General features: G+C 70.8%; 22 protein-coding genes and 2 pseudogenes. 9 read left to right on the top strand and 15 right to left on the bottom strand.

The genetic code is table 11. The features are described from left to right. Nucleotides 1-38: 38 nt before the first annotated feature. The 4 genes and pseudogenes from CRP55_RS20930 to CRP55_RS20915 form a co-directional block, all read right to left on the bottom strand. Nucleotides 39-3,641, bottom strand: coding sequence for a S8 family serine peptidase (locus CRP55_RS20930; protein WP_218854647.1), 3,603 nt, complete (start codon nt 3,639-3,641; stop codon nt 39-41). A gap of 232 nt (nt 3,642-3,873) precedes the next feature. Next, nucleotides 3,874-4,140: pseudogene (locus CRP55_RS56495) on the bottom strand (type II toxin-antitoxin system RelE/ParE family toxin); the annotation flags it as partial. Nucleotides 4,141-4,312: 172 nt separating this feature from the next. After that, a complete protein-coding gene (locus CRP55_RS20920) occupies nt 4,313-5,314 on the bottom strand; it encodes an NAD(P)H-dependent glycerol-3-phosphate dehydrogenase (protein WP_097321789.1) in 1,002 nt (333 codons plus the stop codon). A gap of 16 nt (nt 5,315-5,330) precedes the next feature. Further along, nucleotides 5,331-7,130 (bottom strand): putative glycosyltransferase family protein, encoded by a 1,800-nt coding sequence (locus CRP55_RS20915; RefSeq protein ID WP_097321788.1) that lies wholly within the window; start codon nt 7,128-7,130, stop codon nt 5,331-5,333. A 75-nt stretch (nt 7,131-7,205) separates the two neighbouring features. On the opposite strand from CRP55_RS20915, the gene CRP55_RS20910 reads away from it, so the two are divergent. Then, the gene (locus CRP55_RS20910) at nt 7,206-8,156 is read left to right on the top strand and encodes an AraC family transcriptional regulator (RefSeq protein WP_097321787.1); all 951 of its coding nucleotides are present in this window, start codon (nt 7,206-7,208) and stop codon (nt 8,154-8,156) included. Here CRP55_RS20910 and CRP55_RS20905 read toward each other — a convergent pair. From CRP55_RS20905 to CRP55_RS20895, 3 genes are read right to left on the bottom strand one after another with little or no spacing between them, the layout of a single operon-like run. Further along, nucleotides 8,134-8,919 (bottom strand): tyrosine-protein phosphatase, encoded by a 786-nt coding sequence (locus tag CRP55_RS20905; RefSeq protein ID WP_097321786.1) that lies wholly within the window; start codon nt 8,917-8,919, stop codon nt 8,134-8,136. The genes CRP55_RS20910 and CRP55_RS20905 overlap by 23 nt on opposite strands. 33 nt (nt 8,920-8,952) lie before the next feature. After that, nucleotides 8,953-9,387, bottom strand: a complete 435-nt coding sequence (paaI, locus tag CRP55_RS20900) for a hydroxyphenylacetyl-CoA thioesterase PaaI (protein ID WP_097321842.1) — start codon at nt 9,385-9,387, stop codon at nt 8,953-8,955. Continuing rightward, nucleotides 9,387-9,842: a hypothetical protein gene (locus tag CRP55_RS20895; RefSeq protein ID WP_097321785.1), complete on the bottom strand. Its 456-nt coding sequence runs from the start codon at nt 9,840-9,842 to the stop codon at nt 9,387-9,389. The genes paaI and CRP55_RS20895 overlap by 1 nt, the downstream gene beginning before the upstream one ends. Nucleotides 9,843-9,957: 115 nt before the next feature. Here CRP55_RS20895 and CRP55_RS20890 point away from each other — a divergent pair, with 115 nt between their 5' ends. Continuing rightward, nucleotides 9,958-10,704, top strand: a complete 747-nt coding sequence (locus tag CRP55_RS20890; protein ID WP_097321784.1) for a hypothetical protein — start codon at nt 9,958-9,960, stop codon at nt 10,702-10,704. Between the two features lies 1 nt (nt 10,705). Here the strand turns inward: CRP55_RS20890 and CRP55_RS20885 are convergent, their stop codons facing one another. Then, a complete protein-coding gene (locus CRP55_RS20885; RefSeq protein WP_097321783.1) occupies nt 10,706-11,320 on the bottom strand; it encodes an SCO2207 family protein in 615 nt (204 codons plus the stop codon). Between the two features lie 108 nt (nt 11,321-11,428). Here CRP55_RS20885 and CRP55_RS20880 point away from each other — a divergent pair, with 108 nt between their 5' ends. Next, entirely contained in the window at nt 11,429-11,776 is a 348-nt protein-coding gene (locus CRP55_RS20880) for a hypothetical protein (RefSeq protein ID WP_143234775.1), read from the top strand. On the opposite strand, the gene CRP55_RS20875 is transcribed toward CRP55_RS20880, so the two are convergent. After that, the gene (locus CRP55_RS20875; RefSeq protein ID WP_097321781.1) at nt 11,757-12,419 is read right to left on the bottom strand and encodes a pentapeptide repeat-containing protein; all 663 of its coding nucleotides are present in this window, start codon (nt 12,417-12,419) and stop codon (nt 11,757-11,759) included. The two genes, CRP55_RS20880 and CRP55_RS20875, sit on opposite strands and share 20 nt — an antisense overlap. Nucleotides 12,420-12,609: 190 nt before the next feature. On the opposite strand from CRP55_RS20875, the gene CRP55_RS20870 reads away from it, so the two are divergent. Both CRP55_RS20870 and CRP55_RS54750 read left to right on the top strand, forming a co-directional pair. Next, nucleotides 12,610-12,981 (top strand): hypothetical protein, encoded by a 372-nt coding sequence (locus CRP55_RS20870; protein ID WP_143234773.1) that lies wholly within the window; start codon nt 12,610-12,612, stop codon nt 12,979-12,981. Nucleotides 12,982-13,022: 41 nt separating this feature from the next. Beyond that, entirely contained in the window at nt 13,023-15,611 is a 2,589-nt protein-coding gene (locus CRP55_RS54750) for a putative bifunctional diguanylate cyclase/phosphodiesterase (protein WP_245923217.1), read from the top strand. Here CRP55_RS54750 and CRP55_RS20850 read toward each other — a convergent pair. Continuing rightward, nucleotides 15,571-16,449 carry an EamA family transporter gene (locus CRP55_RS20850; RefSeq protein ID WP_179855274.1) on the bottom strand — a complete coding sequence of 293 codons (879 nt, stop codon included), beginning with the start codon at nt 16,447-16,449 and terminating at the stop codon, nt 15,571-15,573. The genes CRP55_RS54750 and CRP55_RS20850 overlap by 41 nt on opposite strands. 70 nt (nt 16,450-16,519) lie before the next feature. On the opposite strand from CRP55_RS20850, the gene CRP55_RS20845 reads away from it, so the two are divergent. After that, a complete protein-coding gene (locus tag CRP55_RS20845) occupies nt 16,520-17,470 on the top strand; it encodes a GlxA family transcriptional regulator (protein ID WP_097321841.1) in 951 nt (316 codons plus the stop codon). A gap of 7 nt (nt 17,471-17,477) precedes the next feature. On the opposite strand, the gene CRP55_RS53140 is transcribed toward CRP55_RS20845, so the two are convergent. Together CRP55_RS53140 and CRP55_RS20835 are read right to left on the bottom strand one after the other, a co-directional pair. After that, nucleotides 17,478-17,654: a hypothetical protein gene (locus CRP55_RS53140; protein WP_179855273.1), complete on the bottom strand. Its 177-nt coding sequence runs from the start codon at nt 17,652-17,654 to the stop codon at nt 17,478-17,480. 174 nt (nt 17,655-17,828) lie between these two features. Next, nucleotides 17,829-18,716 (bottom strand): fructose bisphosphate aldolase, encoded by an 888-nt coding sequence (locus CRP55_RS20835; protein WP_097321777.1) that lies wholly within the window; start codon nt 18,714-18,716, stop codon nt 17,829-17,831. 102 nt (nt 18,717-18,818) lie between these two features. On the opposite strand from CRP55_RS20835, the pseudogene CRP55_RS20830 reads away from it, so the two are divergent. Then, nucleotides 18,819-19,244, top strand: a pseudogene (locus tag CRP55_RS20830) (PI-PLC domain-containing protein); the annotation flags it as partial. A 77-nt stretch (nt 19,245-19,321) separates the two neighbouring features. Here the strand turns inward: CRP55_RS20830 and CRP55_RS20825 are convergent. Beyond that, on the bottom strand, nt 19,322-20,146 hold the full coding sequence (locus CRP55_RS20825) for an alpha/beta fold hydrolase (RefSeq protein ID WP_097321776.1): 825 nt from the start codon (nt 20,144-20,146) through the stop codon (nt 19,322-19,324). Nucleotides 20,147-20,236: 90 nt separating this feature from the next. Further along, nucleotides 20,237-21,226: a M17 family metallopeptidase gene (locus CRP55_RS20820; protein WP_097321775.1), complete on the bottom strand. Its 990-nt coding sequence runs from the start codon at nt 21,224-21,226 to the stop codon at nt 20,237-20,239. Nucleotides 21,227-21,360: 134 nt separating this feature from the next. Here CRP55_RS20820 and CRP55_RS20815 point away from each other — a divergent pair, with 134 nt between their 5' ends. Further along, entirely contained in the window at nt 21,361-23,394 is a 2,034-nt protein-coding gene (locus CRP55_RS20815; protein WP_245923215.1) for a hydantoinase/oxoprolinase family protein, read from the top strand. Next, on the top strand, nt 23,391-25,079 hold the full coding sequence (locus CRP55_RS20810; RefSeq protein WP_097321773.1) for a hydantoinase B/oxoprolinase family protein: 1,689 nt from the start codon (nt 23,391-23,393) through the stop codon (nt 25,077-25,079). Before CRP55_RS20815 ends, CRP55_RS20810 begins: the two co-directional genes overlap by 4 nt. On the opposite strand, the gene CRP55_RS20805 is transcribed toward CRP55_RS20810, so the two are convergent. Then, a complete protein-coding gene (locus tag CRP55_RS20805) occupies nt 25,009-26,532 on the bottom strand; it encodes a PucR family transcriptional regulator (RefSeq protein ID WP_097321772.1) in 1,524 nt (507 codons plus the stop codon). The genes CRP55_RS20810 and CRP55_RS20805 overlap by 71 nt on opposite strands. Between the last annotated feature and the right edge of the window lie 84 nt (nt 26,533-26,616).

Raw genomic sequence — 26,616 nt, 5'->3', positions numbered from 1 at the left:
CGGGCCGCGACGGGGGGTGTCGCGGCCCGGCCGGCCGGTCACTTCAGGCCGAAGGCCCTGGTGATCGTTTGTTCCACGCTGTTGCCGTACGCGTCCTTGGCGCCGGCCTTCAACGTGACGTGCTGGGCGTTCCTCGGGGCCCGCAGGTCGGTGGTCCACCCGTCCTTCGTCTGGTGGAGCCGCTGGTGCACCCAGGTGGCGCCGTCGTCGTACGACACATCAAGCGTGACCGTCCTGATGGCCTTGGTGCTCGGGCCGCCGGTCAGGTGCGACGGGGTGACCGTGATCGCGGTCGAGCGGGAGGCCCGGTGCGTGATGTCCGTGCCGACCTTGTAGTCGAGCTGGATGAGCGGCAGGCGGGCCGTCTTGGCGTCGGAGAAGAAGTCCCAGGTCGTCCGGGTCTTGGACGAGTACGCGTAGGACGTCGTGTCCCGCTGGGTCGTGGTGACCAGGCGGTACGGGAGACGCTTGGGGCTCAGCCCGGAGTTCTGATCGATCCAGTTGTACGTGTTCTGCTCGATCACCTTCGTGCCCTGCGACAGCGTCGCCGTCATCTCGCCGCCTTCCGGGAAGGCCACGCCGGCGTGGTTGGCGCCCGAGTCGCCCCAGCCGGGGATCTCGGCCACGATCCGGTCGCCGTCCCGGCGGGGCAGCGTGACCGCGTCGTTGATCCGCGGGCGCTGGATCGCGCCCAGCCACGTCTCGCCGGTGCGGCTGCCCGCCTTGTAGGTGGTGTCGCCGCCGAGCTGGAACGAGTACCAGTCGTCCATGTCGGTCGACCACGTGACGCCGTCCTGGGCGGTGACCCAGTCGGTGCGGAAGCGGTCGGAGCGCATCAGCGTGGTCGAGCCGACCTTGACCGGCAGGTCCGGGTTCTTGTCGAACCGCTTCTCGGAGATCTCCCGGGTGGAGGTGCTCTGGAAGTCGACGTCGACCCGGGCCAGCTCACGCTCCGACGGGCGGTAGGTGAGCGACTTCGGCGTCCCGTTCGGCCAGTAGCGGACCAGGTCGTACAGGTAATCGGTGGTCGGGTCGGAGGTGAGGCGCAGGCTCACCCTGCCCTGGCCGAGCTGAGTGATCAGGCGCTCGCCGCCGTCCTGGGTCAGCGAGACCACGGCCAGCTTGGTCTTGGAGCTGGCGTCGAAGTAGCGCCCGGGCTCGTTGTTGACGATCGCGAGCACCGCCGCGCCCGCCTTCTCGGCCGCCTTCACCTGGTCGTCGAGGTCGTCACGGCGTACCACCGCAATCTTGTCCTTGACGTTGACCTTGGCGAAGTCGGCGGTGGTGCCGTCACCGGCGAAGACAGCCTCGAGCTGACGGGTGCCCTCGGCCGGAATGGTCGACCCGGAGATCAGCAGGAGGTCGTCGTAGGAGTCGCCGATCGAGATCAGCGGCTCGGTCTTGCGCCAGCGGGCCGTCACCGACATCTTGCCGTCGCGGGCCTTCTGGCCGGGCGTGACCCAGATGCTGTCGTAGTAGCGGGGAATGATGAACGCGTCGGTGGCCTTGGCCGTGTCGCCCAGCTCGCGGTGGTAGTCGAGGCGCAGCTCGGCGGTGGCCGACGCCTTGGGCGTGATCGCCTGGACCTCACGGGTGGTGGAGGCCTTCAGCTCGACGGCGGTGTCCTTCTCGACGACGACCGTGGGCGCGCTGACCAGCGCCATGCCCCGGGAGTTGGGGCCGTGGGTGCCCTCGACGTCGCCCCACATCCACACCGCGTAGCGGCCGTCCGGCACGAGCACGTCGATCGGGCGGCCGTCGAGGGTGAGGAAGTTGTAGTAGGCGCCCGCCGGGTCGCCCTCGCGCAGCATCATGATCTCACCGGGCATGGGCTCGCCGCCGCGGCCGGTGGGCGTGATGGTCAGGTGCCGCGGCTGATCCTCGGTGCTGATGCCGACGATGGTGTCGACCCGGACGCCGGCGCCGGTGGCGACGACGCTGCCGGTGAACCGGCCCTTCTCCGCCGTGCGGCTGAGGTCGACCGAGACCTTGACCGAGGCGGTGCCGTTGGCCGGCACGGTCACCCGCGGCTTGTCGATGGTCGCGACGTCGAGACCGGTGATCTCCAAATCAAGATCAACGGCGGAGGGGCCGGTGTTGGTGTACGTGATCTGGCGCTCGACGATGCCCGACGGCTCGTCCTGCAGCGGGTGGATGCCGAGGTAGGCCGAGGCCGTGGCGAAAACGGTCGCCTTCGCGGTGGCGGCGATGTCGAGGCGGCCGCTGCCGGCCTCGTAAACGCTGTAGTCGGGGGTCTCCTTGGCCGTGCTGACCAGGGCGTCCTTGAGCTGCGAGCCGGTCCAGCCGGGGTGCTGGGCGGCGAGCAGGACGGCGGCGCCGGCGACGTGCGGCGTGGCCATCGAGGTGCCGGAGGCGGCGGTGTAGAGCTCGTTCACCGGCTGGCCCATGGTCGTGCCGGCGGCGCGGGCCGCCACGATGTCGACGCCGGGCGCGGTGATCTCCGGCTTGAGCGCGCCGTCGACGAAGCGCGGGCCGCGGCTGGAGAAGTCGGCCAGGTGGTCGTCGGCGTCGACCGCGCCCACGGTCAGGGCGGCGTCGGCGGCGCCGGGCGACCCGACGGTCGTCTCGGTGGGCCCGCTGTTGCCGGCCGCGATGACGAACAGGGCACCGGTCTCGGCGCTGAGCTCGTTGACGGCCACGCTCATCGGATCGGTGCCGTCGGTCGGGTCACCGCCGAGGCTCATGCTGATGACCTTGGCCTTGCGCTCCCGCGCGGCCCACTCCATCCCGCTGATGATCCAGGAGTCCTGCCCGGAGCCGCCGTTGTCGAGCACCTTGCCGATCTCGAGGTCGGCGCCCGGCGCGACACCCCGCTCCTTGCCGCCGGCACCGGCCCCGGAGCCGGCGATGGTGGAGGCCACATGCGTGCCGTGCCCGTGCCCGTCGGTGACGTCCTCACCCGGCACGAAGCTCTGGCTCGACTCGATACGCCCGGCCAGATCCGGGTGCCCGGCGTCGACACCGGTGTCGAGCACGGCGACGTCGACGCCCTCGCCGGTGTTCCCGCCCGCCCACACTTCCGGCGCGCCGATCTGGGCCACGCTGTCGGCCAGGTCGGCGTGCACCTTGCCGTCCAGCCACACCTTGGTGATGCCGTGGGCGAAGCCGGTCGTCGTCTTGGCTCGTGCGGCGGCCGGCGCGGCGGCGGTCAGCGACGTCCAGAAGTCCGCGTCGCGCTCGGTGTTCACGGCGCTGCCGTGGATGCTCGGCAGCGCACGCACTTCGGTGCTGCCCTCGGGCAAAGCGCCGGCGATCCGCTTGGCGGCCGAGTCGGCGTAGCCGAGGATGACCGGCAGCCGATCGGTGGCGGCGTCGCCGTAGCCCTCGCGCAGCAGATAGGTCACGTTGAACAGTCGCTTGTCGAGCAGCCCGGCGCCGACATAGGGAAGGGCGCTCTCCGGGTAGACGTAGGTGTCCGGCCCGACAGTGGTGATGTGCGCACCGACCTGCTCGCCGCCGGGCCCCTGCACGGTGGTGACACCGGGCCGGACGGTCACCTTGTCACCAGTGATCAGCGTGATCGTCGTACCGGCCGACGTCGCGGCCGGCCCGGCGGGCGCGGGCGCTGCTGCTGCTTGTGCGTGGGCGGGCACCGGCGGGGTCACTGCCAGCGCGGTCACGGCCGCCACGATGAGCGGCACGGACCTGCCGAAGGGGGATTGCGTCAACGGAACACCTCGACTCGATCAGAGGCCTGAAGTGCCGTTGACGCTACGACAGCCTTGATCGATATCGAGTTCGTCGATCAACCCTGTTAACAACCTCGAAACCAAATGCGTAGCCTGAAGAAACAAACGCGCCGCGCGCTTTCAGACTCGCCGACGGAGACGGCGCTAACTGGCCAGCCCAAACTCAGCGACTTCGCCGGCGTCGGGGCCACCCGGGCGCCCTCTTCAACCTCCGCCCGGTCAGCGGCGCCGGGAAAGAACTCATCGAGGAAGTCTTCACGGTGTTCCACTGCCCAGACTTGTCGCCGGCCACCAATAGGACCGCGTTGCGAGCCCGATCGAAGATGAACAGAATCCGTACCTCCGTCGCCCCGGCCGAGCCCGGACGAAGCTCCTTCAAGTTGTGCAGAGGTGAGCCCTTGATCCGGTCGACCAGTGGCCTACCGAGCCGCCGATTCCCGCCGGAACCACTCGTCCTCGGCTCGCGCCTCCAGCAGCAAGTTCAGCGGCGAGGTGCCGTCGGGGATGACGCATGACGGGACGGTGACCGACCGTTCGCCGCATCAACGGAAGCATTCGCCATGCTCCATGACTATAGGCGTGGGACTACCAGGAAGAACGGCTCAGCCGGGCTCGGACTCGTGGCCGGCCGGGTGGGTGCGCAGGAGGCCCTCGTAGGCTCGCTCGGCTGTCATGTCGCCGGTGATCACTTGGTGGATCGTGCGGGTGATGGGCATGGGGAGGTTGTGGCGGTCGGCCAGCTGGACTGCCGCGTGGACGGTTTTGACGCCCTCGGCCACCTGGCCCATCTCGGCCAGGATCTCGTCCAGGCTGCGGCCGCGGCCCAGCTGCTCGCCCACGTAGCGGTTGCGGCTGTGCGGGCTGATGCACGTCGCCACCAGGTCGCCCATGCCGGCCAGGCCGGCCAGCGTGCTCGGCTCGCCGCCCAGGGCCGCCGCCAGTGTGGTCAGCTCGGCCAGGCCCCGGGAGATCACGCCGGCCCGGGTGTTGTCGCCGACGCCCAGGCCCTGGGCGATGCCCGTGGCGATCGCCACGACGTTCTTCAGGGCGCCGCCCACCTCGCAGCCGATCACGTCGTGGTTGGTGTAGACGCGCAGCAGGCCGCGGCGGAAGACCCGCTGGATCTCGGCGGCGACCGTCAGGTCCTCCGTGGCGATCACGGTGGCCGCCGCCATGCCGGCCATGATCTCTTTGGCCAGGTTGGGGCCGGTCAGCGCGGCGGCCGGATGGCCGGGCAGCACCTCCTTGATGACCTCGGTCATCCGGCGCAGCGAGTCGCGTTCGAGGCCCTTGCTCAGGCTCACCACCGGGATCCACGGGTGCAGGTCGGGCTTCACCTGTTCCAGCGTGGCGCGGAACGCTCCCGTGGGCACACCCACCACGAGCAGCTCGGCGTGGGCGGCCGCCTCGGCCAGGTCGGCGGTGGCGCGGAGCCGGCCCGGCAGCGGGAAGCCCTCGAGGTAGCGCTCGTTGGTGTGCTTGACGTTGATCTCCTCGGCCGCGGCCGGGTTGCGCGCCCAGATCAGCGACTCGTGATCACGGCGGGTGAGCACGGACGCGACCGTGGTGCCCCAAGAGCCCGCGCCCAGCACGGTGATCCGCATAGTTCCTCTTTCGCCGTCACCCCAGTCGGTACAGTATGGCGCCGTCGATCTGCTCGCGGGTGATGCCGAGCATGTCGACCGGGCGGTCGGGCACGCCCGCCCACGGGGTTCCGCCCAGCCATTCGGGCAGGACGACGACCGATTTGATGCCGTACGCCCGCAGCACGTCGATGCTCGTGCGGTCCGGGAAGGTCTGGCTGATCGAGCGGATCCGCTCCTGGGCGGCCGGAACGAAGGTGACGACGCCGTTGGGAATGCGCGGGAACCCGTTCGTGGTCCACAGCATGATGGACATCTCGAGACTGCCGCCGCTGGGCAGCACCAGGATCGGCTCCTGGGCGGCCGCCATCGCGGCCGGGTAGCGCAGCACCTCGGGGTGCGCGGTCCGGTTGACGCCCTCGACGGTGACCAGCACGAGCGGGATCAGCAGGGCGAGCCGCAGCACGACGAACTTCCCGCGGGCCAGGACCCCGGACCGCCAGGGCGCGATCGACTTCGCCTGGGCGACGAAGGCGCTGACCGCGCCGGCGGCCAGGACGGCCAGCAGCAGCGAGCTCCACAGGGTCATCCGCCCGGGTGTGCGCAGGGCCGCCCAGCCCGGCAGATGTTTGGACAGCGTCAGGTAACCCGGGTCGCCGTTTCCGGGCAGGGTCGCGCCGAGCGTCAGCACCACCGCCACCACGACGCCGAGGGCCAGCAGCACCCGGTGCCGGACCCGGAAGACCGAGACGAACAACCCGACCGTGGCCAGCGCGATCAGGGTCACGCCGGCCAGCAGCGCCATCTCCGGCGGCCACATCAGGTCGGCCCGGGCCCCGGCGTGCCGGGCACCCCACAGCCAGGACGACTCGGGCGCGATGAACAGGCCCCGCCAGGGCGGCGAGTACATCTCGGTCCAGTTCAGCCCGCGGTCGGCCTGCGGGTGGAGCTCGACGATGCGGGAGTAGGCGATACCCATGTAGAGGGTGGCGGCCCCGAAGACCAGCCCGCCGGCCAGATCGGCCACCAGCAGCCGGCGCCCGAAGGGCGCACGGCCGCGCCGCCACCGGGCCCAGCCGTAGAACCCGGCCACGACCAGGCAGAGGCCGATCATCACATACGCGAAGGGCAGCCCGATCGCGAGCCCCAGGGTGATCTGCCAGGCGGCCACCAGCCAGCCGGCCAGCGCCCACCACGGGCTGTGCCGCTCGGGGCGATGGCCTCTCCGCAGCGACCAGCCGTGCCCGCGAGCGATCATGGCGAGGCTCAGCGCGATGCCGCCGGTCGAGATGACGTTCATGTGCCCGGCGTGGGCGAGCCGCCACGGCGCGAACGCCCACGCGATGCCGGCCACCGCCGCGCCGAGCGGATGCGCACCGAGCTGGCGGGTCAGGGCGTACGCGCCGATGAAGGCGAGCGCGTGCAGCAGCACGTACAGGATGTTGTAGCGCAGGACGGCGTCGTCCATGCCCGAACCGATCATGCCGAACGGCATGTAGCCGAGGACGGTGTCGGTGAAGGCCAGCGAGTACGTGTCCGGGTAGAACGTGTTCGAGTCCCACAGATGCCAGGGATCGGTCAGCAGCGCGTGCCCGCCCCAGGCGATCTGCCAGGCGAACAGGGCCGGGTCGCCGATGTCGCCGGGCACGGTGTGCCGCGGGTCGCGCATCGTCGGCCAGGTCAGCGCCACGGCGAGCGCCAGCCCGCCGAGGATCACCAGGATCCACTCACGACGCGCCCACAGCCGTCTCAGCACGCCCGGCGCCGCCGTGGGCTCCTCCGCGTTGCCGCTGTCGGCCTGCTCGCCGCCGACCTCCGCGGTGGCTGTCTCACTCACCCGGGCCCCCGAAATTCCACTGGACACTACCGATAGCGAAAGCATTGTCACACATCGATGTGGGAATACTGACGTGTGGATGTGTTGACGGGACTGCTGGACGGGGCGCGTGCCCGCGGGGCGTTTCTGTTGCGGTCGGTGCTCGATCCGCCGTGGGGTCTCCGGATCCAGGACGGGTCGCCATTGTCGCTCATCACCCTGGTGCGCGGGGAGGCCTGGATCCGGCGGGAAGGCGAACCCGACGCGCGGATCGGGGTCGGTGATGTCGCGGTGGTGAGCGGGATCCAGCCGTACGACATGGGGGACCGGCCCGGACGCCCAGCGCAAGTGATCATCCATCCGGGGCAACGCTGCGAAGCAGCGGATGGCACGGAAATGCGCATGACCGGACAAGGGGTGCGAACCTGGGGTGCGGCGCCCGACGGCGCGACCATCATGATCAGCGGAACCTACCAGATGCACAGCGAGGTCGGCCGGCGCCTGCTCGCAGCGCTGCCGGGGGTGCTCGTGCGGACGGCCGGGCAGGGCGATCGGGCTTTGATCGATTTGCTCGTACGCGAGATGAACGGCACCGAGCCGGCCCAGGATCTCGTGCTCGACCGGCTGCTCGACCTCACGCTCGTGTCGGTGCTGCGGTCCTGGCTGTCCTCGCCGAACGAGGAAAAACCGGGGTGGCTGCGGGCGCAGGGCGACCCGGTGGTGGGTCCCGCCCTGCGCTTGATGCACGACGACCCGGCGTACGGCTGGACGGTCTCCTCCCTGGCCTCGAAGGCCGGCGCCTCCCGCGCGGCGTTCGCGCGACGCTTCACCGAGGTCGTCGGCGAGCCGCCGATGGCCTACCTGGCGGGCTGGCGCCTCACGGTCGCGGCCGACCTGCTGCGGCAGAGCGACGCGACCCTGGAGGCGGTGGCCCGCCAGGTCGGCTACGGCAGCGCGTTCTCGCTGAGCAACGCCTTCAAACGCTTCTACCGGACAAGCCCTCAGGATTACCGGCGGCGCGAGGTCACACCAGCAGTCGCGACTTGATCGCGGCGAGGTCGGCGCCGGTGAGCATCAGCCCCTGGCGCAGGTAATTGTCGAAGCTGCCATAGATGTAGTTCACCTGGGCGAACGCGGCCCGCAGCCAGGACACCTCGACGGCGTCACTCCGGCCCAGATAGGTGTTGCTGGCCAGGAAGTCCTGCTCCACGGTGGCCCGCGGGACGCCGAGCAGGGTGAGCAGCACGGCCGTGGCCCAGCCGGTGCGGTCCTTGCCGGCGCTGCAATGGAAGACGAGGCCGCCGTTCGTGTGCCCGACGGCGTAGAGCACGTCGTGGAAGGCGTAGTCGGCGCCGACGAAGTTCACCATGAACGGATAGCCGATCGACTGGCCCAGATCCGACGAGCCGGAGAACAGCCCGGCGGCGAGCGCGGCGGCCAGCGTGGCGGCCGCGTCCTTGTGGAAACGCAGGCCGTGCGCGAGCGAGACGACGTCGGCGACCTGATAGGTGACGCCGGCCGGCACCTTGTCCGGCTCCTGCGAGCGCTCCGAGATGTTGCGCAGGTCGATGTCGAGGGTGATGCCGAGCCCGGTGATCACCTGCTGCTCGGCCGCGGTGAGATTGCTCAGCTTGTTCGAGCGGAAGACGACGCCGGTACGAACGGTGTGGCCGTCCGCCGTCGTGTAGCCGCCGACGTCGCGGAAATTCGCGGCCGAGGCGAGCCTGACATCGGCGTGGGCGGGAGTGGTGAGGCCGCCCACGGCGACGGTGACGGCGAGGGCGGTGGCGAGGAAAGCACGACGCTTCATGCCGTTATCCAAAGCGGCGCAAGTGACGCCTTTCTATCTCTCAGGCGTCGCGGGCATGTCTATCGGCCGCCCCAGGGAGCGGCTGCGGCCGCGGAACTCGGCCAGGACGACGCCGTCGGCGCGGGTGACTGTCACGTCGTACAAGCCGGAGCGGCCCCGGCGGGCGCGCTCGACGGCGTGGGCGCGCAAGCGGTCGCCGGCGTGGCTCGCCTCGAGGAAGGTGATGTCGAAGCCGGCGGCGACCGTGATCTCGCCGTACGTGTTGCAGGCGACCGAGAACGCGGTGTCGCAGAGGGTGGCCAGCAGGCCGCCGTGCAGCAGGTCGTAGCCGTTGACCATGTCGTCGCGGACCGTCATGGCGACGACCGCGCGGCCGGGGCCGGCCTCCTCGAGCTCCATGCCCAGCGCCTTGCTGGCCCTGTCCTGGCCGAACATGACCTCCGCGCCCCGGCGGGCGAGGTCGGTCATCAGGCGCTGGCCGCGGCGGCCTGGGCCTGCCACATGGCGATCTGGACGCCGACCACGAAGATCTGGATCGGCAACGGCATGCCGGGCAGGTCGGCCTCGACGCTGCCGGACCAGGTGCTCGTCCGGCGCAGCGAGCCCACCTTCACTCCGGCCGAGAGCAGATCCTGCTGGGTGCCCCACACCGAGGTGCGGCGGAACTCGTAGACGAGGCCGCCGGCGTGCACCGACCAGTTCTTGCGGCCGGCCCGTTGCACGTGGGCGACCTGGTTGCCGGCCTGGTCTAGCATCGTGAACCGGCTGCCCCAGGCGTTCGACCGCACGGTGAACCGATGGCCGTCGACCTCGAAATCGCCGCCGGAGCGCCACCACGACGGGTCCCACTGGGCGACCTCACGGCCGTCGGCGACCATCCTGTACTGGCCGCGCCACATGCTCTTCTTCTCGGCGGTCAACATGCCCCGAGGTTAGACGGGCCGCGCCAGGGCCGCATGACCGTTCGGCCTGCGTGCGGTAGCCGATCGGCTCACGGCTATGTTGATCGCCGCGAATTCAAGAACGGGGATATAGAGCATGAAAATCCGACTTATCACTGGCGTCTCGGTCGTCCTGGCGTCGACGCTGGCCCTGACCGCGTGCGGCAGCAAGAGCGACGACGCCGCGAGCGACACCAAGGCGGCGGCGCCGGCCTCGTCCGCCCCGGCCGCCGGCGCGCTCGACGCGCTCACCGGCCAGCAGATCCTCGACAAGGCCAAGACCGCCCTCAAGTCGGCGAAGTCCTACCACGTCGCCGGCAGCATGACCGAGGACGGCGACAAGACCACCGTCGACCTCAAGATCGCCGGCAACGACGTGATCGGCTTCATCCAGACCAAGGAGGGCAAGATCGAGCTGCTCTCCGTCGGTTCGCAGCGCTTCTTCCGGCCCAGCTCGGAGTTCTGGACCGCGCAGGGCGCCGACGGCAAGACCATCGCGCAGGTCATCGGCAAGCGGTGGGTCAAGATCGACGCGAAGGACACGGACACCGCCTCCATGTTCGCCATCACGAACATGGAGGAGATCCTCGAGCCCGAGGGCACTGTCGAGAAGGCCGGCACCAAGCAGATCGACGGCAAGCAGGCCCTCGGGCTGACCGACACCGTGGAAGGCAAGGGCGGCGTCCTCTACGTGGCCGCCGAGGGCGAGACCTACCCGCTGCGCCTGGACGGCCCGACCGCCGCCGACGGCAGCCTGGCCTTCACCGAGTACGGCGAGACCTTCGCCGACATCAAGGCCCCGGTCGCCGCCGACGTCTTCGACATGAAAAACCTCGGCAAGTAGCTCAGCCGACCCGCGTGATCACCGCGCGGCGGATCAGGAACTTGCCGGGCTCGCGGACCTGCTCGAAGGCGGCGTTGTTGAGCAGGACGCAGCTGCCGGAGGTGGTCTCCACCTTCACGGTGATGCTCTTGTTGTTGTCCAGGTTCGTCACCTTGAGGACCGTGCCGAGCGGGAAGGTGCCGCTCGACGCGAACGGCGCGCCGGCCTCGCCCGACAGGGTGACGGTCGAGCCCTTGCAGACGACCTCGCCGGCCCCAGCTGCCGGCGGGGTCGCGGGCTTGGCCGGGGCCTTTGTCGTGGGGGCGACGGTCGGCGCGGCCACGGGCACCTCCGCGGCCACGTCGGCGTCGCAGCCCGCGACCTGGCGGCGCTGGTTGATCAGGTCGACGACGGCCTGGCGGTTGGCGATCCGCGCTGAAGACTGCGCGTCGGGCGCGGCCCGCTGACCGGCGATGAACTGAAGGTTCTGCCGCAGCGCCTGGTCGAGACCCACGCAGTTCTCCCCCGCGCTGCTCAGCCCGGTGCCGACGGCGAACGCGCCGCCCGCGAGCACCACCGCCGACGCTCCGAGCACGACCTTGCGGGACACCTTGTTTCGCCGGCGGATCGGGTACATCGCTTCGCTCCTCAGTTGTTCGACCGTCTCGATCAACAACTACGGGCGTGGGTTTGCACAGGATGAAAATCGAACCTTAAACATCCTTAAAAGGCGCATCATCGATGCATGGGCAGGCGAGCCGTCGCTGTCGTGGCACTGGTCTTCCTGGTGCCCGCCGCCCCCGTCCACGATCCGTTCGGCGGCGGCGAGGTGGCCAACCACTCCCCCTGGTACGTCCGGATCTCCCACTTCCCGGCCGAGACGTGGCTGCGCCCGTACGAGCTCTCGGCCCAGTTCCCGCCCTTCCGCGACACCGACGCCTTCGAGGCCCCGGCCAACTGCGTGACCACGGCCGTCACCTGGATCGGCCCGATCACGAGGGGCCCGTTCCGCTACGACCGCCTGGGCCAGGACAGCCTCTGGGTCCCGATCGCCAACACCCAGGCCGTCGACGTCATAGCGATGAGCTGCTGACCTGCTCCCACGCCGCACCGATCATCCGCGCCGCGAAGCCGGCCAGCTCCTCGCTCTCGAAGTCGCGGCGGCCGGCCACCCACCCGGCGGTGTCGCTGAGCCCGGGCCGCAGCGACTGCTCCGACAGGAAGCGGCGCAACGCCCGGCCCACCTCGTCCCGCCGCTCCGTCGACAGCCTTCCGGCCAGCTCGGCCACGGCCCGGAACGCCCGCGGCACCACGATCAGCGCGTCACCCTCGGGAAAGCGGACGCCGTCGAACTCCGTACCGTCAAATTCCGCGTATTTGAAGTCATCGGACAAAAACGTCACATTTCGTAGTACGGAGGGATGGACGCGACCCAGGAAGCGCACATCGCGCAGCCGTCCCGTGAACCGGCACCCCTCGAACGTGCACCCGGTGAACTCGACCCGGCTCAGCGCGGGAAAAGTCACGTCCCGGAACAGCGTCCGCTCGGCCGCGAAATGCGGCAGCTTGGCCCCGGTCAGGTCGACCCGCTCCCAGCGGGCCCCGGCGACCAGGACGTCACGCAGGACCGTGCGCACCATGGTCGAGTCGGTGACCGCCCCACCGAGGACGACGGTGCGCGACAGATCGGCCCCGTCGAAAGAGCACCGCTCGAAACAAATGTCCTCGTATGTCACGTCGGACAGTGCTCCCTCACGAGGCTTCCCCGGCCTCGGGGCAGCGGATCAGGGCAGGTGGATGTCTCAACCGCATATCGATGAAGCCCAGGTGTGATGGTCACTGCACTTGTATCGCGGCAGGTTAGAAAGGATCGGCCCGGGGGAAGTCATGCCTGATGATCATCTGGGGGGAACGATGAGCGCGAGCTTGGACCGACGGAGGACTGCCGTCCGGCAGCGGCAACTACTGCTGGCACTGGAGCAGTGGGGGCCGGAGTACGTGGGCCGGGTGACCCAGGCGACCGACGACGAGATGGCGTGGCTGAAAAAGCACGGCGTGCCGGCCACGACCGTGCGGGACGCCGCCCAGTGGGACGAGCTTCGGCGCGTACGGGGTCAGCAGGCCAACGCCGCCGCCAGCGCGGCCTTCAGCTCCGGTGACTACGCGCGGGCACGCGATCTCATCGACGAGGCCCGGGCGTTCGGCGCCGTCCGCGAGACCGAGTGGCAGCATCTGCACGAGTTCATCGACAGCAAGGCGGGGCCGGAGACGGTGGCCGACATTCCGGCCGCGGCCTGACATTTCTTAGCTTTAGGCTTTCGCTGCCGATTTCTCCCTTCATGAAGGGAGCCTGGGCCCTCGCGGCCGCCGTCGCGGAAGTCGTGCTGATCGTGCTCGGCACGCACGCCGGGTTCCCGTGGCCGCTGGTGTGGGCGCCGGCCGTCGTCGCGCTCGCGCTGGCGGTCGCCGGTTTCCGCGCGGTCGCGGTCACGAGCGCCGGGGCTCTGCGGACGTTCTGGCGGCGGCTCACCGTCGCCATGGGCTTCGTGCTGGCGGCGGCGCTGAGTCAGGTCGCCGACCTGGCCACGGCGACCTGGTCCGGCATGCCGCCGATCGGGGCCAGGACCCTCCTGCTGTACGTCGTGGGCACCGTCCTCGCCATCTCGGCGCTGCTCCGTCTGCCGAGCGGCGGCCGCAGCTGGCGCCAGATCACCACGGCCGTCCTCGACGTCGCCGTGGTGGCGGTGACCGCGGGCATCGCCGGCTCGGAATACCTGGACTGGTTCATCGACAAGTTCGGCGTCGGCGTCTCGGCCTGGTGGCTGAACATCGCGATGATGGCGATCGCGGTGGCCGGCGTCATGGTCGTCGTCAAAATCATGTCGGCCCGGCAGAGCCCGGTCCCCCGCGCCGCCCTGTGGTGGCTGGCCCCGATCGGCCTGGCGGGCCCGCTCTCCACGGTCCTGATGACCCTGCTCCTGCCCTGGCCCCACCTCAACGGCAGCGCCGCCGTCCTGCCCTTCGTCGGCCTTTTCGGTGTCATGGCCGCCCACCGCGCCGCGAACGGCTCGGCCTGGGCGCTGCGCCGCACCGCGAACAGCTCGACCTGGGGGCTGCGCCGCACCGCGAACGGCTCGGCCCCGGTGGTGCGCGGGACCGCGAACGGCTCGGCCCCCGTGGTGCGCGGGACCGCGAACGGCTCGGCCCCCGTGGTGCGCGGGACCGCGAACGGCTCGGCGCAGCCCAAGCGCGGCACCGCGATTCCGCTGGTGGCCACCGGCCTGACCAGCGTTCTGCTGGCCACCGTCTATCTGCGCGAGGGCCACCTGAGCACGGCCCAGGTCGCCGGCACCACCCTGCTACTGCTCCTGGTCGTGGCCCGCCAGGCGGTGGCCCTGGCCGAGAACGCCACCCTGCTCGACACGGTCGCCCACCGGGCGGCACACGACGACCTGACCGGCCTCTACAACCGCCGCCACTTCACCGAATCCGTGGCCCCGGGTCACACCGTCGTGCTGATCGACCTGCGGGAGTTCCGCGCGATCAACGACGGCCTCGGCCCCGACGCCGGCGACGCGCTGCTGATCGCCTTCGCCGACCGCCTCACCGCCCTGGCCGGCCCCGACGCGACGGTCGCCCGCCTCGGCGGCGACGAGTTCGGCGTGCTCCTGCCCCGTTCGCCGCACTCATCCGCCACTTTTTCAACGGACATTTCCGATTTATCCGGAGGAAGGGCGCGGAGCTCGGTGGCGCGGGGGTTGGAGGCGCGGGGGTTGGAGGCGCGTGGGTCGGAGGCGCGGCGCTCGGAGGCGCAGGGCTCGGAGGCGCGGGGGTCGAAGGCGCGGGGGTCGAAGGCGCGGGGGTCGAAGGCGCGGGGGTCGGAGGCGCAGGGCTCGGAGGCGCGGCGCTCGGAGGCGCAGGGCTCAGTGACGCCGGGCTCGGCGACGCCGGGCAAGGTAGCGCCGGGCTCGGCGCCGGCCGACTTCGCTGGGCTGCTTGTCGCGGCCACGGCGGAGCCGCTTCGGGCGGCCGGGCACGACATGATCGTTGAGGTTTCGGTCGGTATCGGGGACGACTACCGGGAGGCCGAGGTCGCCCTGCGCGAGGCGGCCGGTGGCCTGGTCGTGCGCTATGACGCCTCGCTCGAGCGTGAACTGCGCCAGCGGGCCACCCTCGCCGCCGACCTGCGCCGGGCACTCAACCAGGGCGAGTTCCACCTGCTCTACCAGCCTGTGGTCACGCTGCCGCACGGCGAGATCTACGGCGTCGAGTCCCTCGTACGCTGGACCCTGCCCTCCGGCGAGATCGTCTCCCCGGCCGACTTCATCCCGGTCGCCGAGGACACCGGCCTCATCGTCGAGCTGGGCGCCTGGATCATCGACACCGCCTGCGCCCAGGCCGCGGCCTGGCCCGGCCTGCACTCGGTCGCGGTCAACGTCTCGGCGCGGCAACTGCTCGACCCGGCCCTTCCTGATCTTGTGGCTTCGGCGCTCGCCCGTCACGGCGTACCCCCCAAGCAATTGACCGTCGAGATCACCGAGACGGCGGTCTTCGGCGGCGGCCGCGCGCTCGCCACCGTCAAGGCCCTGTCGGCGCTGGGTGTCAGCATCGCGCTCGACGACTTCGGCACCGGCCACTCGTCGCTGGGCCTGCTGCGCACCTGCCCGGTCGACGTCATCAAGGTCGACAAGTCGTTCGTCGACGGTCTCGGCGGCGCCCCCGAGCAGGAGGCCGTCGTGACCGCCCTGACCGGCATCGCCACCACGATGGGCCTGCGCACGGTGGCCGAAGGTGTGGAGACCGCGGCTCAGGCCGAGCGCCTGCACCAGCTCGGATATCGCCACGTGCAGGGCTTCCATTTCGCCCGCCCGCTGCCCGCCGCGGCCGTCAGCGACCTGCTGGCACAAGATCAGCGGGCTGCGGCTTAGGCGCCAGCACGATCAGCGCCACCCCGGCCGCGATCACCACGGTGGCGAGGATCGTCCGCACGGTCAGCGGCTCGTCGAGGATCCACCAGCCGAGAAGGACGGCCACGACCGGGTTCACGAACGCATAGGTGCCGGCTATCTGCGGGGCGGTGTTCTTCAACAGCCAGGTGTACGCCGTGTAGGCCACCAGACTGCCGAAGACGATCAGATAGGCCACCGCCAGCGCCGAGCGGCCGGTGACCTCGATCCGCTCCCACTCGCCGGTGGCGCCGGACAGCACGGTCAGGATCGCGCCGGCGCACAGCATCTGGGTCGCGCTGGCCATCAGGGCGGACTGCGGCTTGGGCGCGTGGCCGGCGTAGACCGTGCCCAGACCCCAGCACAGGGCGGCGGCGAGCGCGACCGCGATCGCCACGGCGTCGCCGCCACCCTGCGGCCGGGCCAGCAGGGTCACCCCGGCGAACCCGGCGGCCAGGCCCAGCGCCACCGGCCAGGTGACCTTCTCCCGGTCGACCACCCGGCGGCCGAGCACGATCCAGAGCGGGATGCTGGCCAGGAACAACGCGGTGATGCCGGAGGACAGCCACTGTTCGGCCCACGCGGCGCCGCCGGTGCCGGCGGGGAGCAGCAGACCGAGGACGGCGCCGGCCCGCCACTGCGTACGGTCGGGATGCGGCACCTTGCGGTAGCGGCAGTACGCGTAGAGCAGCGCCCCGGCGACGAAGAAGCGGAAGGCGTTCATCGTCAGCGGCGGCACGCCCTCCAGGCCCACCTTCTGCGCCAGATAGGTGGAGCCCCAGACGACGTACACGATGAGCAGTGGTCCGGCGAAGGTCATACCTGTCCGGTACCCGCCCCGGAGTGGCAGCTTTGCCATGAGAGCCGCAGTTCGTGCCATCCTGGGAGGCATGACGGATGTCGCCGTGGTCGTCGCCGAGCCGGTGCCCGCGTTCGAGCTCGGCATCGCCAGCGAGATCTTCGGGCTGGCCCGGGTCGACCCGGAGCTGCCGCGCTACCGCTACGAGGTGTGCGCCGAGACGCCCGGCCCGCTGCGCACCTCGACCGGCTTCCTGATGACACCGACCGCCGGGCTCGGCCACCTCGACCGGGCCGACCTGATCATCGTGACCGGGGCCGGCCCGCCGGTGCCGCCGCCCTCACCCGAGCTGGTGACGGCGCTGCGCCGGGCCGCCGACCGGGGCGCGACGGTCGCCGCCCTGTGCACGGGCGCGTTCACGCTGGCCGCGGCCGGCCTGCTCGACGGGCGCACGGCGACGACCCACTGGGCGTACACGGATGATCTGGCCGCCCGGTTTCCGCGCGTCACCGTCGACGCCGACCGGATCTACGCGGTGGACGGCCCGATCGCCACCAGCGCCGGGGCGTCGGCCGCGATCGACCTGTGCCTGCACCTGATCCGCCGCGACCACGGCGCCGACATCGCGAACCGGGTCGCCCGGGAGATGGTCGTGCCGGCCCACCGCAGCGGCGGCCAGGCCCAGTTCTCCCGGCGGCCGGTGACGCCGAACGACCCCGGGCCGACCCTGGCCGAGCTGCTCGACTGGGCGGCCGACCACCTGGACGCCGACCTGTCGGTGAACGCCCTGGCCGTCCGGGCCGCCATGTCGCCGCGCACGTTCATCCGGCACTTCACGGCCGCGACCGGCGCGACGCCGGCCGCGTGGGTGCGGGAGCAACGGGTCCGCCGCGCCGAGCAGCTGCTGGAGCGGGCCGGCACGACGATCGCCGCAGTGGCCCGCCGGTGCGGTTTCGGCAGCCTGGACACTTTGCAGCGCCACTTCCGCCGAACCCGGGGCGTCAGCCCCGAGGCCTACCGCGCAGCGTTTCGGGATCGGTGAAAGCGGCTCAGCTCGCGGGCGCCGGCTCCGGTGCGGCGGTCGCAGCCGGGAACGCCTGTCCCAGCGCGATCGCGGCGGCATGGAGGTAGGCGCGGTCGCCGCTGGCTACATACTGGGCGCGCAGGCGGGCGGCGATCTCGTTCGCGGTGGCCGAGCGGGAGTCGGCGTCAATAGTCCTGAACATGGTCACACTTTCTCGATCAGATCGGACCATGATGCTCGGTGGAACTCTTCCCGGCATCAGCCGAAACGGTGATGGTCAACAAGACCAACGGCCGATGTCCGGACGGTGCCCACGGCGCGGTTCTGATCACGGCCATAGAACGAATCGGCGCCTTCGACGGTGACGGCCGCCGCGTCAGGCGGCCGACGCTCGATAGATGTCCCCGATCGCCTTGTCGAGCACCCGGTTGAACTCGGCGTCGCTCTGGTCCCGGCGCAGATCCTGGGTCAGCGCCCGCGAGAAACTGGCGATCAGCCCGCGGTTGCGCGCGAGCCGCTCGTCGGCCTCGGCCTGCGTGTAGCCGCCGGAGAGCGCGACCACGCGCAGCACCTTGGGGTGCGCGATCAGCCCCGCGTAGAAGTCGTCCTGGCTCGGAATCGACAGCTTGAGCATCACCTGCCGCCCGTCCGGCACACCCGCCAGCCGGTCGACGATGCCGGCCAGCAGCAGCTCCTCGGCCGCCGCCTTGCCGCCGCTGTGAATGTCGACCTCGGGCTCGATGATCGGCACGAGCCCCGCGTCCAGAATCCGCCCGGCATAGTCGAACTGCTGATCGAGCACCGCCGCGACGCCCCCGCGGTCGGGCCCGGCGATGAACGACCGCATCTTCGTCCCGAACACCCCGCGGCGCGTCGCCCGCTCGAGCAGCCCGTCGAGCCTGGTGAACGGCTTCATCAGCCGCACGCCGTCCTTCTCCGCGGCCAGCCCCTCATCGACTTTCACAAACGGCACAACCTGCTTGCGACCCCAGAGGTACGCCGGCACGGCCACCCCGTCGACCTCACGCTCCATCGTCTGTTCGAACAGGATCGCCGCCAGCACCCGATCCCCACCGAACGCCGGCGCCGAGATGATCCGCGCCCGGAACTCGTGCATGAGATCGAACATCTGATCATCATCCGAGTACGCCGACTCCGCCACCCCGTACTGCTCGAGCGCCTTGGGCGTGCTCCCACCGCTCTGATCCAGCGCCGCGAGAAATCCCGTCCCCGACCCGACCTTCGCCAGCTGCTCCTGATTCATTCTTCGATCCTGGCACCGCCCCGGAAAGGACGCCCGGGCTCCACCTGTAACCATGCGCACGTCATCGACGATTCACGATGTGTCGTTAGCGTCGCGGCATGACTCGTCGAGTCGTACACCAATGGCCGGGTCCTGGAAAATGCCGTGACCGTCGTGATCAGCGGTGACCGGCCGCGCGACCTGATGGCCGCGCAGCGGGTGCGGTACGCCTTCTACGACGGCCGTGCCGCCGACCTCGGCTCGGGTGCGCCGGCCGGCCTCATCCCGCTGATCAGCGACAACTGGACCAACCTGTTCACGTGGCAGGGCGTGGGCCCGATGCCGGCCGCGGAGCGCACGAAGCTGCGGCAGTTCGTCCGTGATGCCCACGCCAACCGGCAGCGCGTGCGCTTCTGGGCCACCCCCGACGCCTCCGGCCCGGAACGTGAGGCCCTGTGGCGCGAACTGGTCGCCGCGGACGTCGACCACATCAACACCGACGATCTGGCCGGCCTGGAGGCGTTCCTGCGCCGGACCGCACACGCCCACGCGGCCTGGGCGCCGGGGCGCGACACGGCAAAGGCCGCCGGAGGGATGCCCCGGCGGCCTTTGTGGACGTGTGCACGTCAGGACTGGATGAACTCCAGCAGGTCGGCGTTGATGACGGCGGCCTGCGTGGTGGGCATGCCGTGCGGGAAGCCCGCGTACGTCTTGAGCGTGCCGTTCTGCACGAGCTTGGCCGAGAGCGGGCCCGAGTCGGCGTACGGGACGACCTGGTCGTCGTCGCCGTGCATGACCAGGACCGGGACCGTGATCTTCTTGAGGTCCTCGGTGAAGTCGGTCTGCGAGAACGCGACCACGCCGTCGTAGTGGGCCTTGGCGCCGCCCATCATGCCCTGGCGCCACCAGTTCTGGATGATGGCCTCGATCGGCTCGACGCCGTCACGGTTGAAGCCGTAGAACGCGGTGGCCGGCAGGTCGCGGTAGAAGACCGAGCGGTTCGTCGCCACCTGCTCCTGGATGCCGTCGAAGACGCTCTTGGGCAGGCCGCCCGGGTTGGCCTCGGTCTGCACCATGATCGGCGGTACGGCGCTGATCAGCACCGCCTTGGCGACGCGCGACTCGCCGTGGCGGGCGATGTAGTGCGCGACCTCGCCACCACCGGTCGAGTGCCCGACGTGAACGGCGTCGCGCAGGTCGAGGTGGGCGGTCAGCGCGGCCAGGTCGTCCGCGTAGTGGTCCATGTCGTGGCCGTCGGCGACCTGCGCCGAGCGGCCGTGCCCCCGGCGGTCGTGCGCGATGACCCGGTAGCCGCGCTGCAGGAAGAACATCAGCTGCGCGTCCCAGTCATCGGACGACAGCGGCCATCCGTGGCTGAACACGATCGGCTGACCCGATCCCCAGTCCTTGTAGAAGATCTCGACACCGTCATTGGTGGTGATGAAACCCATGGTCCCCCCTCGGTTTTGCTTTCAGGCTCAACCTATTGCGCCGACCTGTGGGTAACCACGAAACCGCGATGAACAATTGGGTGCCGTCCATCACGCAAGTAACAGCCGTAACAGGGTGCGGGCTCCGAAGCCGGTGGCGCCGTCCAGGGAGGCGTCGCCCTTCCAGGCCGGGCCGGTCATGTCGCAGTGCACCCACGGGACTGAGGGCGGCACGAACTCGCCGAGGAACAGGGCGGCGGTGATGGCGCGTCCGGAGTCGTGCAAGGGGTGGTTTCGTACGCCGTACGGAGTGCGGACCTGGTCTATGTAGCGCTCGTCGTACGGCAGCCGCCACATCGGCTCGCCTGCCTTGGACGCGGCGGCCAGGAAGCGCTCGACAGCGCGATCGTCGCGGCCGAAGACGGCGGCGATCTCGGGGCCCAGGGCGATCTCGGCCTGATAGGTCAGCGTGGCCAGGTCGATCAGCAGGGACGGTGACAGTGAGGCGGCCAGGGCCAGCGCGTCGGCCAGGATCACCCGGCCCTCGAAGTCGGTGTCCAGGATCTGGATCTCGGTGCCGTTCCAGGCGGTGACCACGTCGCCGGGGCGGGCCGCGCCCGGGCCGGGCAGGTTCTCGGCGAACGGCAGCACCGCCGTGACCGGGATCGTGCAGCCGGCCGCGGGCAGGGCGGCCATGACGGCCAGGACGGTGGCGGCGCCGGCCACGTCCATCCGCATCGACTGCATGGCGGCCGGGGATTTCAGCGAGAGGCCTCCGCTGTCGAAGGTGATGCCCTTGCCCACCAGCGCCACGGACGGCGACGCCGACAGATAGTCGAGCCGCACCATCTGCGGAGCGTTGGACGAGCCTCCTCCGATGGCCGACAGCGCGCCGAAGTCGGCCGCGTCGAGCACCGTGGCGGTCAATCCGGGAAGGGATGACGCCCAGGAAGCGGCCGCGGCCGGGGTCAGCAGGTTGGGCGGGGCGCTGGTCAGCAGTTGGGCCAGCCGGACCGCGTCGCCGGCGCTTCCCGAGGAGGTCACCGCATCGATGGCCGTGTCGATTTCCGCCCGGCGGTCGCGCTTCGCGAAGACTGTCATGGCCGCAGTCTGGCCAGCCGCCCGGAGCGGCGATCGTGCGCGAAGCACGCGGCGGCGCGGCCGGGCTGGGCCCCGCGCACACTTGCCCGGCGGTGCCCGCTCCTAGCTTGCTTGCACCGATCGAGGGAGAGCAGATGGGGCGGTATCGAGTAGCGATGGACATCGGTGGCACGTTCACCGACGTCGTGACGTACGACCAGGACAGCGGGACGTTCGCGGCCACCAAGGCGTCGACCACGCCGGGCAACCTGAGCGAGGGCGTGCTGGCCGGGCTGGGCGCGGTGGTCGAGGAGCCGTCCGGCATCGACTTCCTGGTGCACGGCACGACCCAGGGCCTCAACGCGTTCCTGGAGCGCCGCGGCGTGCCCGTGCTGTTGCTGGGCACCGCGGGCGTGGAGGACAGCTACCACATCGCGCGCGGCCCGCGGACCCGGCTCTACGACCTGCACTACCGCAAGCCGGCGCCGCTGGTGCCGCGCCGGGACGTGGTCGGCATCGGCGGGCGCATCGCGGCCGACGGCACCGAGCTCGTGCCGCTGGACGAGGACGCGGTGCGGGCGGCGGCCAAGCGGGTCACCGGCGCCGTCGCCATCGCGTTCCTGTTCAGCTACAAGAACCCGGCCCACGAGCTGCGGGCCCGGGAGATCCTGCACGAGGAGCTGGGCGAGGACGTCACGGTCTCGGTGTCGCACGAGGCGGCGAAGGAATGGCGGGAGTACGAACGTACGTCGTCGGCGGTCGTCGAGGCGTACACCGGCCCGATCGTCCGCCGTTATCTCCTCGACCTGGAAGGGCGGCTCGAAGACCGAGGGCTGCGGGTGCCGCTGCACGTCATGCAGTCGTCGGGCGGCATCCTGACCGCCGAGTCGGCCCGCCGCCGCCCGCTGCAGACGCTGCTGTCCGGCCCGGTCGGTGGCGCGATCGCCTGCGCCGAGCTGTCCCGGCAGACCGGTCGGCCGCACCTGATCGGCGTCGACATGGGCGGCACCAGCTTCGACGTGTCGCTGATCGTCGACGGCGAACCCGACGTGTCGGCCGAGGCGCAGCTCGAGGGCCTGCCGATGCTGATGAGCGTGGTCAACATCCACACGGTCGGCGCCGGTGGCGGCTCGGTGGCCTGGGCCGAGGCCGGCGGCCTGCGGGTCGGGCCGCGCAGCGCGGGCGCCCGGCCCGGACCGGCCTGCTACGACCGCGGCGGCACCGAGCCGACCGTGACCGACGCCAACCTGGTGCTGGGCCGCATCGACCCGGAGGGTTTCGCCGGCGGGCAGATGACGCTCGACACCGACGCGGCGTCGAAGGCCGTGGACGGGCTGGCCGAGGTGTTCGGGATGACCACCACGGCGATGGCCGAGGGCATCTGCGACGTCGCGAACTCCAAGATGGCCCAGGCGATCCGCACCATCACGGTCTCGCGGGGCATCGAGCCGCGCGAGTCGGCGCTGGTCGCCTTCGGCGGGGCCGGTCCGATGCACGCCGTCTTCCTGGCCCGCGAGCTCGGCATCGCCGAGACGGTCGTGCCGCGTTTCCCGGGCGCGTTCTCGGCCTGGGGCATGTTGCAGACGCGCATCCGGCAGGACTGGACCGAGCCGTACTTCTTCCTGGATCAGGACCTAAGTAAATCCGATATGTCCGAAAAATTGACTCAGATGGAGAACGACGGTCTCGCCACACTCGGCAGCGAGGGAGTGGAAAGCGAGCGACGCAGCGCGACGCACGCCGTCGACATCCGGTACGCAGCGCAGGAATACACCCTCACAGTGCCACTGACCAGCGCCGACGAGCCCAACGACGACGACTTCCTGCCGAACGTGGCCCAGCGCTTCGCCGACCTGCACAAGTCCCGCTACGGCCACGCCAACCTGGGCGCGCCGATCGAATTCGTCGCGCTGCGCACCGCCGCCTTCGGGGATCTCGGCCGTACTGAGCCGCAGAAATGGCCCGCGGCAACCACAGCAGAGTTCCCGCACGACATCCGCCCGGTGATCTTCGATGGCGATAAAACGGACACCGTTGTCGTACGCCGCGACGACCTCTTCGTCGGCCACACCTTCGCCGGCCCCGCCGTGATCGTCGAGGACACCGCCACCACGGTCGTGCCGCCCGGCTACGGCGTGAGCGTCGACGACATCGGCTCGCTCGTGATCAGGAAGGACGAGAACGCATGATCGACCCGGTCACCGTCGAAATCATCCGGAACGCGCTCAACGCGGCCGCCGACGACATGAACGCCACGCTGATCCGCTCGGCGTACACCCCGATCATCTATGAGTGCGGCGACTGCGTGGTCGCCCTGCTCGACGCCGACCACCAGGTCCTCGGCCAGTCGGCCGGCCTGCCGATCTTCCTGGGCAACCTGGAGACCTGCACCCTGGCCACCGAGGAGCGCTTCGGCCGCGAGGTGTGGCAGGCGGGCGACGTGTGGATCCTCAACGACAGCTACCTCGGCGGCACGCACCTCAACGACGTCACCATCTTCGGCCCCGTCTTCGTCGACGAGACCCTGGTCGGCTTCACCGCGAGCCGCGCTCACTGGATCGACGTCGGCTCCAAGGACCCCGGCGGTTCGATGGACTCGATCTCGATCTTCCAGGAGGGCCTGCGGCTCGGGCCTCAGAAACTGGTTTCCGGTGGTACGGAGGAACGCGCGGTCATCGACACGATCGGCACCAACGTGCGCTTTCCCTATCCCACCACCGGCGACATGCACGCCATGATGGCCTGCATCCAGATGGGCGAGAGGCGACTTCAGGAGATCGTAAGGCGGTTCGGGCTGGACACTCTCGAAGCCGCGCGCGACGAGATCTTCCACCAGACCGAGCTCCTGGAGCGCGCGGTCATCGCCAAGATCCCGGACGGCGTCTACACCGCCGAGGGCGTGCTCGACAACGACGGCATCGACCTGGACACCCCGATCCCGATCCGCCTGAAGATCACCGTGACCGGCGAGGGTATCGACTTCGACGTCACGGAGTCGGCCGACCAGACCGTGGGCCCGGTCAACTGCGGCGTCTCGCAGGCCGTGTCGGCCCTGCGCGTCGGCTACAAGCTGCTGGTCAGCCCGGACCTGCCCGGCAACGGCGGCTCGTTCCGGTCGATGACCACCCAGGTGCGGGAGGGCTCGGTCCTCGGCGCGCGGTCGCCGGCCGCCTGCCAGTGGTACTTCTCCCACCTCGGCCTGCTCATCGACATGGTGGCCCGGGCGCTCGCCCCGGCGCTGCCCGACCAGGTGGCCGGCGCTTCGCACGGCGATTCGATGATCATTCTGAGCTCGGGTACGGATCCACGGGTCAGCCGCGACTTCGTCAGCCTGGAGGCCACGGTCGGCGGCTGGGGCGCCTGGAACGGCTCGGACGGCGAGAGCGCCCTGATCAACAACGTGAACGGCTCGCTCAAGGACATTCCGATCGAGGTGCACGAGACCCGGTACCCGTGGCGGATCACCGAATACCGGATCCGTCCCGACTCGGGCGGCTCGGGACGGTGGCGCGGCGGCAACGGCGTGATCCGCGAGTACGAGGCGCAGACCGACATGTCGGTGTCGCTGTGGTTCGAGCGGTCGCGGCAGCCCGCCTGGGGCCTGTTCGGCGGCGAGGACGCGGTCGGCCCCGAGGTCGTGATCAATCCGGGCCGCGAGGACGAGCGGCGGATCTTGAAGATCAACGGCATGAAGATCAAGAAGGGTGACGTCGTACGGTGTGCCACGGGCGGCGGGGGCGGCTACGGCGACCCCATCGAACGGTCGGCCGAGGACGTCCGGGCCGACGTGCTCGACCGCAACATCACGGCCGAGACGGCTCGCTCCCGCTACGGGATCGGTCCGGCTGAGCCGATCGGTTCCACAGCGTCGTGAGCGCGTAACACAGCACGTGCAGGGCCAGCCGCTGGCCCGGCTCGTCGTAGGTCAGGCCGAGTTGCCGGGCCCGCGCGAGCCGGGCCAGCACCGTGTTGCGGTGCACGCCCAGCTGTTGCGAGGCCTGGCTCAGCGAGCCGCCCGCGTCGAGGACCGCCAGCACCGTCTGCACGAGCGGCGCCCGGTCCTTCGCCGCCATCAGCTCGGCCAGGGTCAGGTCGGCCACCTGGGCGATCTCGGTGGTGGGCAGCCAGGCCAGCGCGGCCGCCGCACCGACCTGGTCGAACCACTGCACCGACCCGGCGCCGGCCTCGCGGGCCACGTGGGCGGCCAGGCGGGCCTCGGCCGCCGAGCGCATCAGCCCGCCGACCCCCTCGTGGGCCCGGCCCACGCCGAGCACCAGCCGGTGGGCCACGGCCGAGTCGCGAAAGCCGGTCAGCACCCGGCGCAGCGCCGTCACGTCGTCCGGGTCGGCGGCGCTGTGCCAGGAGATCCAGCCGTCGCCCTCGGCGATCAGCGGCCAGATGCTGTGCCCGCGCTGCCAGGAGGCGCGGATCAGATAGGTGACCTCGTCCGACGGCTCGCCCTCGGGCCGCTCGGGCGCGAGCCAGATCGCGCGGTTGTGCAGGCCGACCTGCCAGCCCAGCTCGGCCGCCCAGCTCGGCGCCTCGTCCGTCTCGAGCCGCCGCAGCAGCTCGAAGGCGGCCTGCTCGTGCGCGGCCCGGGCGGCCGCGTCGAGCCGGCTGCGGGCCCAGGCCGCCTGCAGCGACGGCCGGGCCAGGCGCAGAAGCGACGCCACCTGGTCGATCGCGGCCGGCCCGGGCACCGGCACCGCGGCCACCATCCGGGCCGCCGACCGCTCCCCCGCCGCGTGCACCTCGACCTCGATCTGGCGCACCTGCGGCCGTTCGGCCAGGGCGGCGGCCTGCCCGGCCACCACCACCTCGCCGACGACCAGGGCCACCGGCACGCCCTGAAGCTCACGGTTGAGCACGCCCAGGACACCACGGATGCCGGTCTGCTCGGCCAGCTGCTCGGCGATCCGGGCCTGGCGCTGGGCGCGGGCGGCAGCGGGCGCGCTGACCTGCCCGGCGAGCTGGAGCGCGACCTCGATCGGGTCGTCGTCGATGACGATCAGCGACATGGCCAGCCGCTCGGCCAGGGCCGCGCTGGAGGCCCCGGCGACCGTACGCGACACGACCACCGCCGAAAGATTCCGCTCCCAGGCCAGATGCAGCGCCGCCGCGAGCGACCAACCGCCGGTGGCGGCCTCGTCGTGCAGCACGACAAGCTCGTGCGGCAGGCAGTGCCGCAGCCGATCGAACGTCTCCGCGAGCACCACCTGCTCGACCGTCCGCGCCGGGTCGGCGAGATGCAGCTCGGCCCCCGCCAAAGGCCGCACGCGCGCGAGCTCGCCGAGCGTGATGGGCAGCGTCGACGGCCGGCTCCTCATCCGTGCGCCTTTCCGCTCGGGCCGCCATTCATCGGCACGCCGGTCCTCATCGGCGCGCCTTTGCGCTCGGGCCGCCAATCATCG

This window comes from Paractinoplanes atraurantiacus (genome assembly GCF_900215205.1).
GTDB classification, from domain to species: domain Bacteria; phylum Actinomycetota; class Actinomycetes; order Mycobacteriales; family Micromonosporaceae; genus Actinoplanes; species Actinoplanes atraurantiacus.
This window is presented reverse-complemented; position numbering and strand designations above follow the sequence as displayed.

What these genes read in the sequence shown, in the direction of transcription:
- CRP55_RS20920 (WP_097321789.1), bottom strand. Translation starts at nt 5,314, where the DNA reads ATGCGGATCACCGTGCTGGGCGCGGGCTCTTGGGGCACCACGGTCGCG.
- CRP55_RS20905 (WP_097321786.1), bottom strand. Translation starts at nt 8,919, where the DNA reads ATGAAGCGTCGTGCTTTCCTCGCCACCGCCCTCGCCGTCACCGTCGCC.
- paaI (WP_097321842.1), bottom strand. Translation starts at nt 9,387, where the DNA reads ATGACCGACCTCGCCCGCCGGGGCGCGGAGGTCATGTTCGGCCAGGAC.
- CRP55_RS20895 (WP_097321785.1), bottom strand. Translation starts at nt 9,842, where the DNA reads ATGTTGACCGCCGAGAAGAAGAGCATGTGGCGCGGCCAGTACAGGATG.
- CRP55_RS20890 (WP_097321784.1), top strand. Translation starts at nt 9,958, where the DNA reads ATGAAAATCCGACTTATCACTGGCGTCTCGGTCGTCCTGGCGTCGACG.
- CRP55_RS20885 (WP_097321783.1), bottom strand. Translation starts at nt 11,320, where the DNA reads ATGTACCCGATCCGCCGGCGAAACAAGGTGTCCCGCAAGGTCGTGCTC.
- CRP55_RS20880 (WP_143234775.1), top strand. Translation starts at nt 11,429, where the DNA reads ATGGGCAGGCGAGCCGTCGCTGTCGTGGCACTGGTCTTCCTGGTGCCC.
- CRP55_RS54750 (WP_245923217.1), top strand. Translation starts at nt 13,023, where the DNA reads ATGAAGGGAGCCTGGGCCCTCGCGGCCGCCGTCGCGGAAGTCGTGCTG.
- CRP55_RS20850 (WP_179855274.1), bottom strand. Translation starts at nt 16,449, where the DNA reads ATGACCTTCGCCGGACCACTGCTCATCGTGTACGTCGTCTGGGGCTCC.
- CRP55_RS20845 (WP_097321841.1), top strand. Translation starts at nt 16,520, where the DNA reads ATGACGGATGTCGCCGTGGTCGTCGCCGAGCCGGTGCCCGCGTTCGAG.
- CRP55_RS53140 (WP_179855273.1), bottom strand. Translation starts at nt 17,654, where the DNA reads ATGTTCAGGACTATTGACGCCGACTCCCGCTCGGCCACCGCGAACGAG.
- CRP55_RS20835 (WP_097321777.1), bottom strand. Translation starts at nt 18,716, where the DNA reads ATGAATCAGGAGCAGCTGGCGAAGGTCGGGTCGGGGACGGGATTTCTC.
- CRP55_RS20825 (WP_097321776.1), bottom strand. Translation starts at nt 20,146, where the DNA reads ATGGGTTTCATCACCACCAATGACGGTGTCGAGATCTTCTACAAGGAC.
- CRP55_RS20820 (WP_097321775.1), bottom strand. Translation starts at nt 21,226, where the DNA reads ATGACAGTCTTCGCGAAGCGCGACCGCCGGGCGGAAATCGACACGGCC.
- CRP55_RS20815 (WP_245923215.1), top strand. Translation starts at nt 21,361, where the DNA reads ATGGGGCGGTATCGAGTAGCGATGGACATCGGTGGCACGTTCACCGAC.
- CRP55_RS20810 (WP_097321773.1), top strand. Translation starts at nt 23,391, where the DNA reads ATGATCGACCCGGTCACCGTCGAAATCATCCGGAACGCGCTCAACGCG.
- CRP55_RS20805 (WP_097321772.1), bottom strand. Translation starts at nt 26,532, where the DNA reads ATGAGGAGCCGGCCGTCGACGCTGCCCATCACGCTCGGCGAGCTCGCG.